We start from the raw sequence: 15,058 nt of genomic DNA, 5'->3' as shown, positions 1-15,058 counted from the left end.
GTAATGGCTATTCCGTTCTTCAAGGAAATGCGTATCGGCGCCTATCTGCTCAAGCAGAAGATGCTTGGCCGCAAACGCTACCCGCTCGTGCTGATGCTGGAGCCGCTGTTCCGCTGCAACCTCGCCTGCGTCGGCTGCGGCAAGATCGACTATCCCGATGCGATCCTCAACCGCCGCATGACCGCGCAGGAGTGCTGGGACGCCGCCGACGAGTGCGGCGCGCCGATGGTCGCGATCCCCGGCGGCGAACCGCTGATCCACAAGGAGATCGGCGAGATCGTGCGCGGCCTCGTGGCGCGCAAGAAGTTCGTCTCGCTCTGCACCAACGCGCTGCTGCTGGAGAAGAAGCTCGATCTGTTCGAGCCCTCCCCGTATTTGTTCTTCTCCGTCCATCTCGACGGCCTGCGCGAGCATCACGACAAGGCGGTGTCGCAGAAGGGCGTGTTCGACCGCGCCGTGTCGGCGATCAAGGCGGCCAAGGCGCGCGGCTTCACCGTCAACGTCAACGCCACCATCTTCGACGGCCATCCGGCCGAGGAGATCGCGAAGTTCCTCGACCTCACCGTCGAGCTCGGTGTCGGCGTCTCGATGTCGCCGGGCTACGCCTATGAGCGCGCGCCGGATCAGGAGCACTTCCTCAACCGCACCAAGACCAAGAAGCTGTTCCGCGACGTCTTTGCGATGGGCAAGGGCAAGAAGTGGAATTTCATGCATTCCGGCCTGTTCCTGGACTTCCTCGCCGGCAACCAGGAGTACGAGTGCACGCCGTGGGGCATGCCCGCGCGCAACATCTTCGGCTGGCAGAAGCCCTGCTATCTGCTCGGTGAAGGCTACGCCAAGACCTTCAAGGAGCTGATGGACACCACCGACTGGGAGACCTACGGCACCGGCAAGTACGAGAAGTGCGCCGACTGCATGGCCCATTGCGGCTACGAGCCGACGGCGGCGACCGCGGCCATCAACAGCCCGCTGAAGGCGATGTGGGTGTCGCTGCGCGGCATCAGGACCACCGGTCCGATGGCGCCGGAGATCGACATGAGCAAACAGCGCCCGGCGCAGTACATCTTCTCGTCGGAAGTGCAGAAGCGGCTGTCGGAGATCCGCCAGGACGAGGCGGCCGCTGCGCAGGAGAAGGCAGCGCGGAAGGCTTCGACGGCGGCTTAAGCGGCCGCAATCAACTATCACCACGAAGGCCCGGCCGCGATCGCGACCGGGCCTTTTTCTTTCGAAGCAGATCTCGTGGAGCTCGAGGCAGGCTGTCCAACCCAGCGTCATTGCGAGCGGCGTATGTGGCACCGGCTTGCTTTTCCATCAGCGCTCTTCATCGCAGACACGCACTCGCATTCTCGCGGCGCATCTCGCCCGAGCTTTGCTGTTCGTTTCGCCCCATTGATGGCCAAAGGGCGCAGGGAAGGCCGGGCGCCGGCGGCACCCGCGGTCCGCGTGCATGGAGAACGCACACGGGGTGGACTACAGGTGTTGCCGGTCGCCCGGCCTTCCCTGCGCGGATGGTTTTAACGGTGTCCTTCGTGCTCTCCTCGGGGAGCGATGCACTATTGCCCCCGTCGCGTTGCGGCTGGTCGATGTGCGCACCCGGTCGGGCCGCCGCATCACCGCAAGGCTTGACACCAGACTGCGGGCGTCAGGACCACACGACTTCTCCGTCCGCGGACGGTTTGACCTGATCGCCGGGAGCTAGCGTGTGCTCGCCCCCGGCGACGACCAAAACCGCTGTGACCGCGCCGTTCGTCCCGCGATGCGCATGACTCACGGTCGCCCGCCCTGTCATCGCCTCTCGCGTCGGCGCTGCCGCGTCCACCGCACCCCGGCCCGCATCTCGTGACGATCGCGAAGCGCCCCTCTGGCAGGGCCGGGATGAGCGCTTCATGCCACAAATCCGAAATTCTGAAAAGTGGAATATTTTTGCGAGGAGGGGTTGACGGGTATTGGGGTGTTTTGCCCGACGGGTCTTTTGGACAAGCGGCTTCACCATCGCGCCATGCGCTCACCATACTTCGCGCACCCCCTCATGGCCCGCCTGTTTCGCCGCCTTGACGAGTTTGCGATCAAAAGTGACGAAGGCCTCGCAATGTTCGGACCTCGTCAGATGCAGGGCATCGGCGAAATCCATTCCTCTCTCGACAAGGTCGAAAGCCGCTGCAACCGTCGCGCCGTCCTCGATCGTGACGGTCGGAAGCCCCGCGAAGACACGAAGCGCGTGCACGACGGCCGCGGCTTGATAGCCGTACGCGCTTCGCAACACCCATTCGACTTCGAGGAGTACCGTGACGGCAACGAAGACCCTCTCGCCGTCGATCAAGGCGCGGGCACGTGCGGATTGGGTGGCGTGATCTCCGGTCAGGTAGCGGACGATCAGATTGGTATCAATCGCGATCATGCCGCCGCCTGGCTTCAGCAAGGACGGCTGCGTCCATCTGGTCCAGCGTCTTCGGCTTGCCGTGGTACGCCAGGACGCCGAACACATCCTCCGGCCGCGTCGCTGCAAAGGCCGGCGCCGGCTTCAACAGCACGCCCTCCGGCGTGTCCTCGACGGTAAGCCGCGTTCCTGTCTTCCACTCCCGCCGCCGACGAATCGCGCTGGGCAGGATGACCTGCCCCTTGGTGGAGACGATGGTGGTGAGCTTGTCCGTGTCGGCCATGGCTTGACCTTCCCGATGTAAGACGAACGTAAGATAAGCGTTGACGGGCTCACATTCAAGCGGCTCGGACGAGGTTCGCGCAGGTCAAAACAAAAGGCCCGGTCGCAAGACCGGGCCTTTCCTCTACTCTCAGTTCGAAGACCCCGCTCAGGCCGCCTTCGACACCAGCGCCTCGCTCTCGATCAGCTCCGTCCCGATCAGATAATCCCGGCAGCCACGCAGGCTCCGCAGGGCGCGGTTGAAGTCGATGCCGGTCGAGACCAGTCCATGCAGCGCGGCCGGATTGCGCACGATGCCGAACAGCACGGCGGCGAGGTCGATCTGGCCGTTCGGCTTGATGGCGGCGCGGGCGAGCGCCGGCAGGGCGCGGTGGGCGGGATCGCTGATGACGCGGACCGCGGCGAACGGCAAGCCGGCCTCGGCGGCGTAGGCGGCCGCGATGTGGCTTTCCATGTCGACGGCGGAGGCGCCGGTCTCCGAATGCAGCGCCGCCTTGCAGGCGCGCTTGGTGACCACCTCCTCGGCACCGGCCAGGCTGCCGCGCACCACGCGGCGGCGGCCCGAGGTCAGGCGGTCGATGAGGTCGTCGCCGAGCGACAACCCTGCGGCCCAGCGGGTATCGCCGGAGAGCACCTCGGTCGCGAGCACGACATCACCCGAGCGCAAGCTCGGGTCGAGCCCGCCGGCAACGCCGAACGAGATCACGCCGCGAATCGTTTCTGGATCCACCACCGTCAGCAGCGCCCGCAACTGGGTCGGACTGCTGGACGAACAAATGACGGCCATTCCCGGCCCGGCCGCGATGCGGGCCTCCTGCACCAATCCGGTCACGATCAAGATCGGCCGCGGATCAATGGCATTGCCCGCAGTAAGATAGTCCCCCGTCCCCAAAGTCACATTCCGACCCCTACCACCCTGCTGTTGGTGTTCCGCAAGTTCCGATACCGCGCCAGTGCCCACAATGGAAAGAACTTCGGGTAACCATGATACCGCAGATAGAACACGCGGGGGAAGCCTGTGGCCGTATACCGCTGCTCGTCCCACAGTCCTTTTTTGTCTTGTGTTGCAATCAGGTACTCCACCCCGCGGGCGACGGCCGGGTGATCAACCTCGCCTGCCGCCATCAGGGCAAGCAAGGCCCATGCCGTTTGCGAGGCGGTCGAGGGGGCGGCCTCCCAACCCTTGTAGTCCAACCGGTAGCTGACGGCGTCCTCGCCCCAGCCGCCATCCGCGTTCTGGATCGAGGTCAGCCAGGCCGCGGCCTTGCGGATCATGGGGTCGTCGTGGCGGACGCCGGCCATGTTGAGGGCGCAGAGCACCGACCAGGTTCCATAGATGAAGTTCATGCCCCAGCGGCCGTACCAGGACCCTTCCTGGTGCTGGGTCTTCCTGAGATAGGCGACCCCGTCGGCCACGTGCTTGCTGGTCTGCGCGGTCTCGCCGAGCTGGGCCAGCATCGAGATGCAGCGCGCCGTGACGTCCTCGGTCGGCGGATCGAGCAGCGCGCCATGGTCGGAGAACGGGATGTTGTTCAGATAATATTCGAGATTGTTGACGTCGAAGGCGGCCCAGCCGCCGTCGTCGCTCTGCATGCCCTCGATCCACTCCCGGCCACGGGCGATCGCGGCGTCGTAGCCGGTCGCACCGTGCTCCCGGCGCATCCGGTCCATCGACATCACCACCACGGCGGTGTCGTCGAGATCGGGGTAATGCGCATTGTTGTACTGGAAGGCCCAGCCGCCCGGACGCACGTCGGGCCGCTTCACCGCCCAGTCGCCCTTGACCTCGAGCTCCTGTTTCGGGATCAGCCAGTCGAGGCCTTGCTTCGCCGCAGGCACCGCCTTGTCGCCGCCGGCTTCCAGCAGCGCATGCGCCGTCAACGTCGTGTCCCACACCGGCGAGACGCAGGGCTGGCAATAGGCCTCGTCGTCCTTGATCACCAGCAGCTTGTCGATGCCCCGGCGCGTGATCGCCCGTGGCGGGAAGTTCTCGTCCTTGCCGAGCGCGTCGTACATCATGACGATGTTGGCCATGGGAGGGTAGATCGCGCCCATGCCGTCCTCGCCGTTGAGCCGCTCCTCGGTGAAGGCGAGCGCCGCGTCGATCGCGCGCTTGCGAAGGCTCTTCGGAAACATCGGCTCGACCACGCGCAGGATCGCGTCGAGGCTGCGAAACAACAGGAACCAGGCCATGCTCTGATGCGGGGCCTTGGCAGTCATGCCGATCGAGCGCGGATCCTGCAGGAACAGCTCGTCGATGCCGACGCCCTTCGGGTTCTTCGCGCGCGGCTTGAGCGCGGCGATCACCATCAGCGGCACCATGGTGGTGCGCGCCCAGTAGGAGATCTTGTTGATGTGGAACGGCGACCAGAACGGCAGCAGCACGATCTCGATCGGCAGCACCGGCACCGCACGCCAGGTCACAACGCCGAACATCGCGAGCATGAAGCGCGTGAAGACGTTGCTGTGAATGGCGCCGCCGCGGGCGTGGATGGCCTCGCGCGCGCGCACCATGTGCGGGGCATCGACGCTATCGCCGATCATCTTCAGCGCGAAGTAGGCCTTCACGCTGGCGCTCATGTCGAACTCGCCGTCATGCACCAGCGGCCAGCCGCCATGGGTGCCCTGGATGCGGCGCAGATAGTTGGCGATCTTGGCTTCGAGCACGGTGTCGACCGGCTCGGCGAGATAATGGCGCAGGAGGACGTACTCGGCAGGAATCGTGCAGTCGGCCTCGAGCTCGAACACCCAATGGCCGTCGGGCTGCTGGAATCCGAGGACGCCCTGCGTCGCCGATGCAATGCTCGATTCCAAAACGTCCGACTGAGGGGCTTCGCGGTTGGTCGCGTTCACGGAATCCATCTCGCTCGATTGCTCCGATAGTCAATTGAAATTGGCCGGGACGTCTGCCCGTCGGGGCCGCCTTTCAGGATCCTTTGGCGGCGATAACCAGATCTGCGGCGCGATCACCCGACCGGACCGATCCCTCGATGGTTGCAGGCAATCCCGTAGCAGTCCAATCCCCTGCAAGGAACAGGTTTTTCAGCGCAGTGACTGGCCCCGGACGCAGGGCATTCTGGGCCGGCGTCGCCGCAAATGTGGCACGGCGCTCGCGCACGATCTGCCACGGCGGCAGCTCGCCGGACACGCCGCCGGCCTTGCAGACGTCGTTCCAGATCGCCTGCGCGAGTTCCTCGCGCGGCATGTCGACCAGACGATCGCTATTGCTGATGGTGACGGACAGCCGGTTCGGGAACGCGAACAGCCATTCCACGACGCCGCCGATCACGCCGAGGATCGGCGCCGAGCCCGGCGGCGGTGTAATCCGGAAATGCGCGTTCACGATCGCGCGGAATTCGGTCGGGGTCTTCACGCCGGGCAGAAGGCTCGCGGCAGCACGCGGCGGCACCGCCATTACGACGACATCGCCCTCACCCAGCTGGATCACATCCTCGCCGCCGAAATTCAGCGCACGGGCCTTGCCGTCAGTGCTGGTGAAGGACCGCAGCTCATGGCCGAGCTGAACGGTGTGGCCACGGTCGCCTAAGAACTTCACGGCCGGCTCGATCAGAACCGTGCTGAGACCGTCGCGCGCGATCAGGGGACGGCAGGCCTGTCCGCCGGCAAGCAGCGTCTCGCGCACGATGGCGCCGGCAAGCCCGGCCGAGCCCTCGGGCGGATCGACGTTGAGCGCGGCCAGCAGCAGCGGCTGCACCAGGCGCTGATAGAGCACGCCTTCACAAGGGATGGACTTGCCGACCAGCGTGTCCTCGGACGCCCAGATCAGCGGCGCCAGCTTCAGATAATCGGTGAGGCCGGTGTCGGGCACCCGGCGGCTCTCGTCCAGCACCCAGGTCGGCAGCCGGCCGGTGCCGAGATCGATCTGCCAGCGCTGCCCGGTCTTGATGTCGACGAAGGGAAACTGCGCGCTCTCGGGGCCGACGAGGCCCGCCTCGGTGCCGATCGCGCGCGCATAGGCGCGGGCATGGCTGTTGCCCGACAGCAGCAGATGATTGCCGTTGTCGATGGTGAGATTGGTGGCGCCGTCGAAATAGGAGCGGCAACGGCCGCCGGCCTGGTGCGTCGCCTCGTGCACGGCGACCTTGAAGCCGGCATTGGCGAGCCGCACGGCGGCGGAGAGGCCGGAAATTCCGGCGCCGATGATGTGAGCTGTGTTTTGCATCAGATGAGAGCGTAACGGAGCAGGATCAGGATGCGCGTGATCTTCGACACACGCACCGGCTGGCGCGGCGCGTTGAAGCCGCGCGCGATCAGGAGATCCAGAATGGAATGATAATATTTCGACATGATCCGCGGCGCGCGCACCGTGCGGCGCTTGTTGCGGTTCATGATCTCGTCCGACTTCTCGAAGTACGCCTTGGCGCGCTGCGCCAGTGGCAGGCAGACCTTGGGCAGCGCGCGCTCGGTGATCACGCGGTTCGGGTCGTCGGAGGTGATGCCGGCATGCAGCAGCGCCTCGCGCGGCAGATAGAGCCGGCCGAGGCCGGCGTCCTCGTCGATGTCGCGCAGGATGTTGGTGAGCTGGAGCGCGCGGCCGAGATGATGCGCGAGCTCGATGCCGTCCTCTTCGGGCAGGCCGAACACCCGCACCGACAGCCGTCCCACGGCGCTGGCGACGCGATCGCAATACAGATCCAGCGTCGCCATGTCGGGCGCGCGGATGTCCTGCGGCACGTCCATCTCCATGCCGTCGACGATGGCGAGGAAGTCCTCGCGCTTGAGGCCGAAGGTCTTTACCGAGGCGACGTAGTCCTTCAGCCGCGGCGGCGGATTGCCCTGGTAGAGCGCGTCGATGTCGTTGCGCCAGCCCTGAAGCGCGGCGAGCCGCTCCGCGCGCGGGCCGTCGGAATCGGCGATGTCGTCGACCTGGCGGCAGAAGCTGTAGATCTGGAACATCGCTTCGCGCTGGTCATGCGGCAGGATGCGCATCGCGGCGTAGAACGAACTGCCGGATGCGCTCGAGCCATAATCGGCGCCGGGCGCGGTCGCCTCAAGCGTCATGTGCAGTCCCCGGTCTGGAAATGGCCTTGCGTCCGATCGCGCGGCGGCCGGCCTCGCTGAACATTCCGGCAAGGCTGAACACGAGCAGCTCGAACTTGTTCAGGTGCACCCGCTCGCGCAGGGGATCCCGCACCTTCAACAGGCGCACGATGCGGTCGGCATAGGCCTGGATCACCGCGACGTCGACGCCGAGACGGAAATCCCGGATCTCCGCAGCGAGCGCCCTGCCCTCGTCGAGCAGCGCTTCGTTGCGAACGGCTAGCCCCTGCAGGCAGGCCAGCATCGCCGGCGGCGACTCCGTCAGCCCGAGTTGCTCGACCGAGGCACCGTGTGCCGCCAGCGCATCGCGCGGCAGGTAGACGCGGTTGAGCTCGCGGAAATCCTTGCCGCAATCCTGCAGGTGATTGTTGATCTGCAGGCCTGCGCAGAGCGCATCCGATGCGGCCCAGGTCGAAGTGCTCTCGCCGTGGACATCGAGCATGAAGCGGCCGACCGGCATCGCCGAGTAACGGCAATAGTGGATGACCTCGTCCCAATTCTCGTAGCGCAGCTTGGTCACGTCCATGCGGAACGCGATCAGCACGTCGAGCGCGTGGCGCGGCGCCATGCCGCGCTCGGCCAGTGCACGGCGCAAGATGACGGCCTCAGCCTGGGTGTCGCCCTTGCCGAGCAGTTCCGCCTCGAGCAGGTCGAGATAGCTAAGCTTCTGATCGGGCGGCAGGGTCGCGTGATCGGCAATGTCGTCGGCGGTGCGGACGAAATTGTAATACGCCAGGATCAGGGCGCGATGACGCGGATGAATGATCCAGGACGCGACGGGAAAATTCTCGTCGCGGTCACCTTTGCCGGATCGCAATTCGCTCGCAGAGGTCATCGAGGGCTGGTTTACAATCGTTTGGACAGGAAGGGCTTCTTCGCTCGCGCGGGCTCATGCCGGCGATCCGCCGCGGCCCCCATATAGGGGAATACGACCGCAAAACCAATCCTGTCTCTCGATGGCTGCCCCTTGCGGATCGAGCCCGAAAAGGCGGCCCGGGGCCGCCTTTTGTGGGCCAATGGCCGAGCTTACTGGTTGTGGTTCTTCAGGACCTGATCGCAGGCCTGCGAGATCTTGGCCCGGTTCTCCTTGAGGCAGGCCAGGATGGTAAAATCGCCCTGATCGATGACCGGACGGCAGAACTTCTGCACGTCGCGCGTGCAGGCCTTCTGCTCGGAATCCGTGCCACGCCCTGACTGGGCGAATGCCGCGGTCGAAAGGGATGCCGACAGCAGGGTGAGAGCGACGAGAAGCTTACGCATTGTATTCCTTCATTCTGACGGCAGAACCGCACCGGACCCGGACTGCACAGGGCGGAGGACCGGAGCGGATTGTTCTGGTGGCAAGTCGCCGCGGAGTAGCGGCCTCAGAGAAGGCACAAGCGCTGGCAAATGCGGCCAAATTGGCGCCACGCCCACCAAATCAGGTCTTCCCCGCGCCTTCATTGGCAGATGTAAGAGGTTGATACTACGTCATAATTCGGAATCTCTGCGTTTTACTGCATACCTGTTGCAGAGCTGCATCTGTCCGCCCTGCCTCTCCCGCCGGAAACATACCGAAACAGGGCCAATCGGCCGCCCCAGGTCTGGCAAGAGGCGTCGTGAACCGCCATCTCTGGCGGCCGGCCTTTGAACCTGACACTGGCTCGGAGCACTAAACTTTCGATGTGGCGAGACGTTATCACGCGTAAGCGGGCGTCGTTCCAAAACGGGATATTGAGATGAAATTCTTTGGGCGATCTGGACTGGCAATCAAGGCGGCCGGCATCGGGGCGGCGCTGCTCTTCTCGGTTTCGGCAGGCCACGCTCAGTCGTCCGGCCCCTTTGCCGGTTTTGACGGCGCCTGGAGCGGCACCGGCACGGTGTCGCTGTCCGACGGGTCCACCGAGCGCATTCGCTGCAAGGCCGACTACAAGGTCGCAGGCCACGGCCTCAATCTGAAGCAGGCGCTGCATTGCGCCTCCGACAGCTACAAGTTCGACCTCACCAGCGACGTGACGAGCCAGGGCGAGCGCATCTCCGGAAATTGGAGCGAGTCCAGCCGCAACATCTTCGGCAATCTCCAGGGCACCGCCGGCGGCGGCCAGATCGACGTGTTCGTCGAGGCCAACGGCTTTGCCGCCAACCTCTCGCTGCGCACCAACGGCAGCAAGCAGACGGTGCAGATCTCTTCCAAGGGCGAGATCCGCGGCGTCAACATCACCATGACGAAGAGCTGACGCCTTCCCGCTTCGAACGGATCAGAGCCCCCGGTTCTCGCAAGCCGGGGGCTTTTTGCTGTTCAATCGCCTGCAAGCGGCTGCGTCGCGCGTCAGATCGCCGGCTTGTCGGGCCCCTGCAGCCTGGCGTGCAGGTTGATCAGCCACATCGCCGTCGGCCGCAGGATGAAGAGGTCGGCGACCAGCGCCATGATCATCGAGAAGGCGCCGAGCCAGCCGAACAGCCGCAGCGACGGCAGATCGGAGAACACCGTGACGACGAGGCCGCAGGCCAGCACCACCGTGGTCAGGATCAGCGCCGGGCCGACCAGCACGGTCGCGCGCTCCACCGCAAGCGCCGAGCCCACGCCCGGTTTGCTCTCCAGCCGGAGACGGTTGAGGAAGTGGATGGTGGCGCTCAAGCCGAGGCCGAACGAGACGGTGAGCGCGACGACGCTGGCGAATTGCAGCCCCTCGCCCATCGCCCACAGCACCGTTCCCGACATCACCACCGGGAAGATGCCCGGCAGGATGCAGGCGAACATCACGACCCAAGAACGGAACGCCAATCCGATGAAGATCGCGACGAGCGCGAATTCGATGGTGAGGCCGTGGTTCAGCTTCTCGATCATGCTGGCCGAGTTGCGCGCCGCGATGGCGGCGAGACCGGTCACCGCGATCTCATAACCGGGATGCTTCTTGCGGACGGCGTCGAGCTCGGCATCGAGCTTGTCGACGATCGGCAGGAGCTGGCTGGAATCCTTGTCCGGCACGCGGCCGGCGACCAGCACGGCATCCTGCTGGGCGTCGATGAAGCGCCGCACCAGATGTTCGGGAATGACGCTGATATATTCCTTCAGCGTCGCGACGTCGGCGTTGCCGGCCTTTTCCGCGAGCCAACGGCGCAGGGTCTCGATCGACCAGACATTGCCGACACCGGCCGTTTTCTCGACGGTCGAATGCACGTCCGCGATGGTCTGCAACGTCTCCGGTGAATAGAGCGATTCACCCTTGGGGAACTGGATCAGCACGTTGACCGGGTTGGCGCCGGTGAGCTTGGCATCGAGCCGGTCGCTGGCGGCAACGGCCTGGCGCTTGTCCGGCACCTGGTCGGCGAGGCGATAGCGCGGCTCGAGATTGGCATAGACGATGCCGAGACTGCCGACAAACAGCAGCGCGATCAGGCTGAACAGGCCGGGGCGGCCGACCATGCGCACCGCGATCCAATAGCAGAAATTGCGCAGCGCCTGGACGCCGGCATCCGCGCTCTGGAACTTGACCGCGAACAGCTTCTCGTTGCGCACCAGCAGCACGCCGAACACCGGCACCAGCGACAGCACCGCGACCAGCGCGATGATGGTGGCGGCGAGGCCCGCTTCGCCGAACTTCCGGATCAAATCGGAGTCGGAGAATTGCAGCGCGATGAAGGAAATGCCGGCGGTGCCGTGCGTGAGCACGCAGGCCGGGCCCACCACCAGCACCGCGTTCTTGAACGCGGTGAACTTGTCCTGGCCTGCGATCAGCCGGTCGCGCGCGGCGAAGGTGAGCTGCATCGAGTCCGAGAAGCTGATCACCATGATGAGCGGCGTCATCACGTTCAGGAACATGTTGAGATTGAAATTGGCCCAGCCGAGCGCACCGAGCGCCAGCAGGATCGCGATCATCGGCGGGAACGCCGCCGCGACCATGAAGGAGACCTTGCGGAAGAAGATGATCGCGATGATGCAGCCGGCGAGAATGCCGAGGATGTTGTAGGTCAGCCCATCGCGCTCGACCGCGTTGCGGATCTCGAGCTGCATTACCGGCACGCCGGAGAGCTGCACGTTGAGCCCGGTTTCGCCGAGGTCTTCCTTCATCAGCGCGCGGATGTCGGCGACGGTCTTGGTCAGCTTGTTGGAGCCAACGACTTCCGGATCGAGCGAGAGCACGATCAGCGCCAGCGTGCCGTCTTCGGATAGCAGCTTGCCGCGGATGATCTCGTTGTTTTTGACGGTCTCGATGAACTTGTTATACGCGTCCCCCTCAGGCAGCTCGGCCGGGAAAAGCGCCGCCGGCAGCTTGCCCGGCGCCGGCGCCTGGCGCGCCGAGAACAGCGAGACCAGACCGCGCGTGCCGTCGACCAGTTGCAGATCGGTCACGAAGTCACGCAGTTTCTCGAGGTTGTTCCGCGCCAGCAGATTCTTGCCCTCGACCACGACGAGAACGTCGAACTCCTCGGCCGGGAACTTCTTGGTCACCTCTTCGTACTGCTTGAACTCGCGGGTATCGGAGCGAAACAGCTGCGACAGAGAATCGTCGATCTTGATCCGGTGGATGCCGAACACGGCGCCGACGATCAGGACGAGCAGGACGATGCAGGAGACGATCGGCGCCCGGACGGCGATCAGCCCGATGCGCTCCAGCCCGAAGGCGATCGAGGACGCAGGTCCCTGCTCGACCTTGTCGACATGAACCTCATTCTCGCTGTGCTTTTCGAGCATGCCTTATCCAGTTCCTAATCGGCTCGGTCTGAGAGCTTATTGCGCGCCCCGCGAACGGCTTGAAAACGCCATACCAGCGGGAGGCTTGCCAATGGGAGGCTTGCCCTTTGAAAATGCGCGGGAAATCGCCGCCAGCGGTTTAGCAGGTGAACCGGTCTTTTCGCAAGCAGGCGAAGTGTGGCCAAATCGATCAAGAAGTGGCGATCTGGGCCGGCGGTGCCGGTCATTCGGGCAACGCCACGCCAATTCGGCGCGGCGCGCGGTCCGCACTCTCGTCCTTCAGCGCCACGCCGCTGACCTGCCGCGCCAGCCCCTCGCGAACCAGCCAGGCGATCTTGAAGGCGGCCTCGTCGTAGCTCAACCCGGCGTGGTGGATGTTCGACACGCAATTGCGCTCGGCGTCGCTGCGGCCGGGCTTCGGCGCAAAGGTCAGATAGGCGCCGAGGCTGTCGGGCGCCGACAGGCCCGGCCGCTCGCCGATCAGCATCAGGGCCATGCGCGCGCCGAGAAGGGCGCCGATCTCGTCGCCGAGCGCGACGCGCGCGCCTGAGGCGACGACGGCATGGTCGATCGCGACGTCGTCTCCTTCCGCAAGCAGCGGCAGCAGGCGACTCACCAGGGCCGCCGCATGGGCGTGGACCGCCGCCGCGGACAGGCCGTCGCCGATCACGAGCGCGAGCCGGCACGGCGCCGGGGCCGCTTGTGCCAGAACCCCGGCCGAGCCGGCGTCGAGCCGCCGTCCCAGATCCGGCCGCCGCAGATAGTCCTTGCGATCGACCGCCTGGCTCCTCACCTCGGTGACGGCAAGTCCCAGCGCGCCGAGATCGGCGGCCAGACGCGGCGCATCGAAGGCGGCATGCACGGCATCGCGGGCGCGGGCATGATCGAGCGTGAAATCGAGCAGCGCCTTGGTCGGCACGCTCGCGCCGCTACGCCCGATCGCGACCCGCGCCGGCGTGAACGCCCGCAGATCGAGGGTCGGACGGCGCGGCAGGGCCGGATCAGACATGTCGCGTCATTCGGCGGGAACGGCGGCCTCGCGCAGCCGGATCGAGTAGTTCGAGGCGTTCTGCCTGCCGCTCGATGCCGCGCGCGCAAAGGTGATGAGGTGGTGCGCGATCAGGGTGCATCCGATCAGGCCTTCGAGATCGCCGCGCCTGATGCGCCCCCACGCGAACTTCCAGAACACGCGCTTGTAGTCGCCGAGCACGCCGACCTTCCAGAAGATGTTGCGCAGCATGACCAGGCCGCGCCTGATGTTGGGCCAGGTCTTCATCTCGTCCGGTACCGGCATCTTCATGCGGTGCACATAGACGTTGTCGCACTGATGCTGGTAGCGCGCATAGACCTTCTCGGGCTCGTAGGCGACGCCCATGGCATGCTTCCAGGACGCCACGACATCGTCGTAGGGCAACAGGAAATCGACGTTGGAATCGCGGCCGTCGTCGTGAACGAGGCGCCCCTCGCGCTCCAGCCGGTCCCACAGCGGCGTCTTCGGCAGCGCCTGGAGCAGGTTGATCGTGAGCAGCGGAATCCGGGACTCCTCGACGAAGCCGAGCAGCGCCTCCGCCGTATTCGGCTTGTCGGTGTCGAGCCCCATGATGATGCCGGACACCACCTCCATGCCGTAGGAGTTGATGGTGCGCACGCCCTCCAGGATCGGGACCATCATGTTGTGGTCCTTCTGCATCGCCTTCAGCGCTTCGGGATCCGGTGTCTCGATGCCGCAGAAGATGGTGATGAAATAGGCCTCGCGCATCTTCTCGAGGATCTCGGGCCGCTTGGCGATGTTGAGCGTCGCCTCGCAGGCAAGCCGCACCACGTAGCCGGTCCGCTTCTGCCATTCGATCAGATGCGGCAACAGATCCATCGCCGCCTTGCGGTTGCCGATGAAATTGTCATCGACGAAATAGACCGTGTCGGTCATGCCGCATTCGCGCAGGCGGTCGAGCTCGGCGATGATCTGCTCCGGCGACTTGATGCGCGGGTTGCGGCCGTAAAGGCCGGGAATGTCGCAGAACTCGCACTGATAGGGACAGCCGCTGGAATACTGGATGCTGCCGAGGAAATATTTCTTCACCTCGGCGAGCTCGTAGGCCGGGATCGGAAACTCCGTCATCGGCACGCGATCCTTGGTGGTCAGCACCACTTGGACCTCGGGACGCGAGGTGTCGCGCGACAGGATCTCGATCAGCTGGTTGGTGGCATCGCCGAGCTCACCGACATGGAGATAGTCGAACGACGGATAATAGTCGGGACAGGCGCTGACGGACGGACCGCCGAGCGCGACCGGCAGATCGAATTCATGCGCGCGGCGGCAGATGTCGTTCATCTGCTGGCGCTGGATGTGCATGCCGCTGACGAAGACGGCTTCCGCCCATTCGAACTCTTCCCCGGTCGCACGACGCAGGTTCTCGTCGACGAATTTGACCTGCCACTCCTGCGGCAGATAGGCCGCGAGCAGCAAAAGCCCCTGCGGCGGCATGAAGGCGCGGACGCCATCGGTCAGGGGATAGGAATGCTCGAACGTGCCGAACGACGAGGTGTAGCGCGGAAACACACAGAGAATCCGCCGGGACGTTCCGTTACTTTCAGCTCGCATCAAAGCTCCCCCGCCACACTCGATCTGGTTGCGGAAATTGCCAGCCAGACACATAGCGTAA

Annotated in this window: 13 protein-coding genes; 2 read left to right on the top strand and 11 right to left on the bottom strand. The window is 65.0% G+C overall.

Annotation, left to right across the window (positions count from 1 at the left end):
- Positions 1 to 3 precede the first annotated feature (3 nt).
- Complete coding sequence (hpnH, locus tag IVB24_RS16260) at positions 4 to 1,164, top strand: adenosyl-hopene transferase HpnH (protein ID WP_094975222.1); 1,161 nt, start codon at positions 4 to 6, stop codon at positions 1,162 to 1,164.
- Positions 1,165 to 2,005: 841 nt separating this feature from the next.
- On the opposite strand, the gene IVB24_RS16255 is transcribed toward hpnH, so the two are convergent.
- The 8 genes from IVB24_RS16255 to IVB24_RS16220 form a co-directional block, all read right to left on the bottom strand.
- Positions 2,006 to 2,398 carry a type II toxin-antitoxin system VapC family toxin gene (locus tag IVB24_RS16255; protein WP_247773714.1) on the bottom strand — a complete coding sequence of 131 codons (393 nt, stop codon included), beginning with the start codon at positions 2,396 to 2,398 and terminating at the stop codon, positions 2,006 to 2,008.
- Positions 2,385 to 2,660 (bottom strand): AbrB/MazE/SpoVT family DNA-binding domain-containing protein, encoded by a 276-nt coding sequence (locus IVB24_RS16250; RefSeq protein WP_094975224.1) that lies wholly within the window; start codon positions 2,658 to 2,660, stop codon positions 2,385 to 2,387. Before IVB24_RS16250 ends, IVB24_RS16255 begins: the two co-directional genes overlap by 14 nt.
- 147 nt (positions 2,661 to 2,807) lie before the next feature.
- Positions 2,808 to 3,557 carry a phosphorylase gene (locus tag IVB24_RS16245; protein ID WP_166466427.1) on the bottom strand — a complete coding sequence of 250 codons (750 nt, stop codon included), beginning with the start codon at positions 3,555 to 3,557 and terminating at the stop codon, positions 2,808 to 2,810.
- Positions 3,554 to 5,521, bottom strand: coding sequence for a squalene--hopene cyclase (shc, locus tag IVB24_RS16240; protein ID WP_247773712.1), 1,968 nt, complete (start codon positions 5,519 to 5,521; stop codon positions 3,554 to 3,556). The genes IVB24_RS16245 and shc overlap by 4 nt, the downstream gene beginning before the upstream one ends.
- A 64-nt stretch (positions 5,522 to 5,585) precedes the next feature.
- Positions 5,586 to 6,842: a hydroxysqualene dehydroxylase HpnE gene (gene hpnE, locus IVB24_RS16235; RefSeq protein ID WP_247773710.1), complete on the bottom strand. Its 1,257-nt coding sequence runs from the start codon at positions 6,840 to 6,842 to the stop codon at positions 5,586 to 5,588.
- Complete coding sequence (gene hpnD / locus IVB24_RS16230; RefSeq protein WP_094975228.1) at positions 6,842 to 7,681, bottom strand: presqualene diphosphate synthase HpnD; 840 nt, start codon at positions 7,679 to 7,681, stop codon at positions 6,842 to 6,844. The genes hpnE and hpnD overlap by 1 nt, the downstream gene beginning before the upstream one ends.
- A complete protein-coding gene (gene hpnC / locus IVB24_RS16225; protein ID WP_166474574.1) occupies positions 7,671 to 8,555 on the bottom strand; it encodes a squalene synthase HpnC in 885 nt (294 codons plus the stop codon). The genes hpnD and hpnC overlap by 11 nt, the downstream gene beginning before the upstream one ends.
- A 191-nt stretch (positions 8,556 to 8,746) precedes the next feature.
- A complete protein-coding gene (locus IVB24_RS16220) occupies positions 8,747 to 8,980 on the bottom strand; it encodes a hypothetical protein (RefSeq protein ID WP_109853900.1) in 234 nt (77 codons plus the stop codon).
- A gap of 458 nt (positions 8,981 to 9,438) precedes the next feature.
- Between IVB24_RS16220 and IVB24_RS16215 the strand changes: the two genes are divergently transcribed.
- Positions 9,439 to 9,936 carry a hypothetical protein gene (locus IVB24_RS16215; protein ID WP_094975230.1) on the top strand — a complete coding sequence of 166 codons (498 nt, stop codon included), beginning with the start codon at positions 9,439 to 9,441 and terminating at the stop codon, positions 9,934 to 9,936.
- Positions 9,937 to 10,028: 92 nt separating this feature from the next.
- Here IVB24_RS16215 and IVB24_RS16210 read toward each other — a convergent pair whose 3' ends face one another.
- From IVB24_RS16210 to IVB24_RS16200, 3 genes are all read right to left on the bottom strand, one after another.
- Complete coding sequence (locus IVB24_RS16210; RefSeq protein WP_247773709.1) at positions 10,029 to 12,395, bottom strand: MMPL family transporter; 2,367 nt, start codon at positions 12,393 to 12,395, stop codon at positions 10,029 to 10,031.
- Positions 12,396 to 12,618: 223 nt separating this feature from the next.
- Positions 12,619 to 13,404 carry an ethanolamine ammonia-lyase subunit EutC gene (gene eutC, locus IVB24_RS16205; protein ID WP_247773707.1) on the bottom strand — a complete coding sequence of 262 codons (786 nt, stop codon included), beginning with the start codon at positions 13,402 to 13,404 and terminating at the stop codon, positions 12,619 to 12,621.
- 6 nt (positions 13,405 to 13,410) lie between these two features.
- Positions 13,411 to 14,997, bottom strand: a complete 1,587-nt coding sequence (locus IVB24_RS16200; RefSeq protein ID WP_247773706.1) for a B12-binding domain-containing radical SAM protein — start codon at positions 14,995 to 14,997, stop codon at positions 13,411 to 13,413.
- Positions 14,998 to 15,058: the final 61 nt, after the last annotated feature.

The sequence above is a fragment of the Bradyrhizobium sp. 192 genome, assembly GCF_023100965.1.
In the GTDB taxonomy this organism is placed as follows: Bacteria; Pseudomonadota; Alphaproteobacteria; order Rhizobiales; family Xanthobacteraceae; genus Bradyrhizobium; species Bradyrhizobium symbiodeficiens.
Note: the sequence above shows the minus strand (reverse complement) of the source record. Positions and strands in the feature narration are given on the sequence as shown.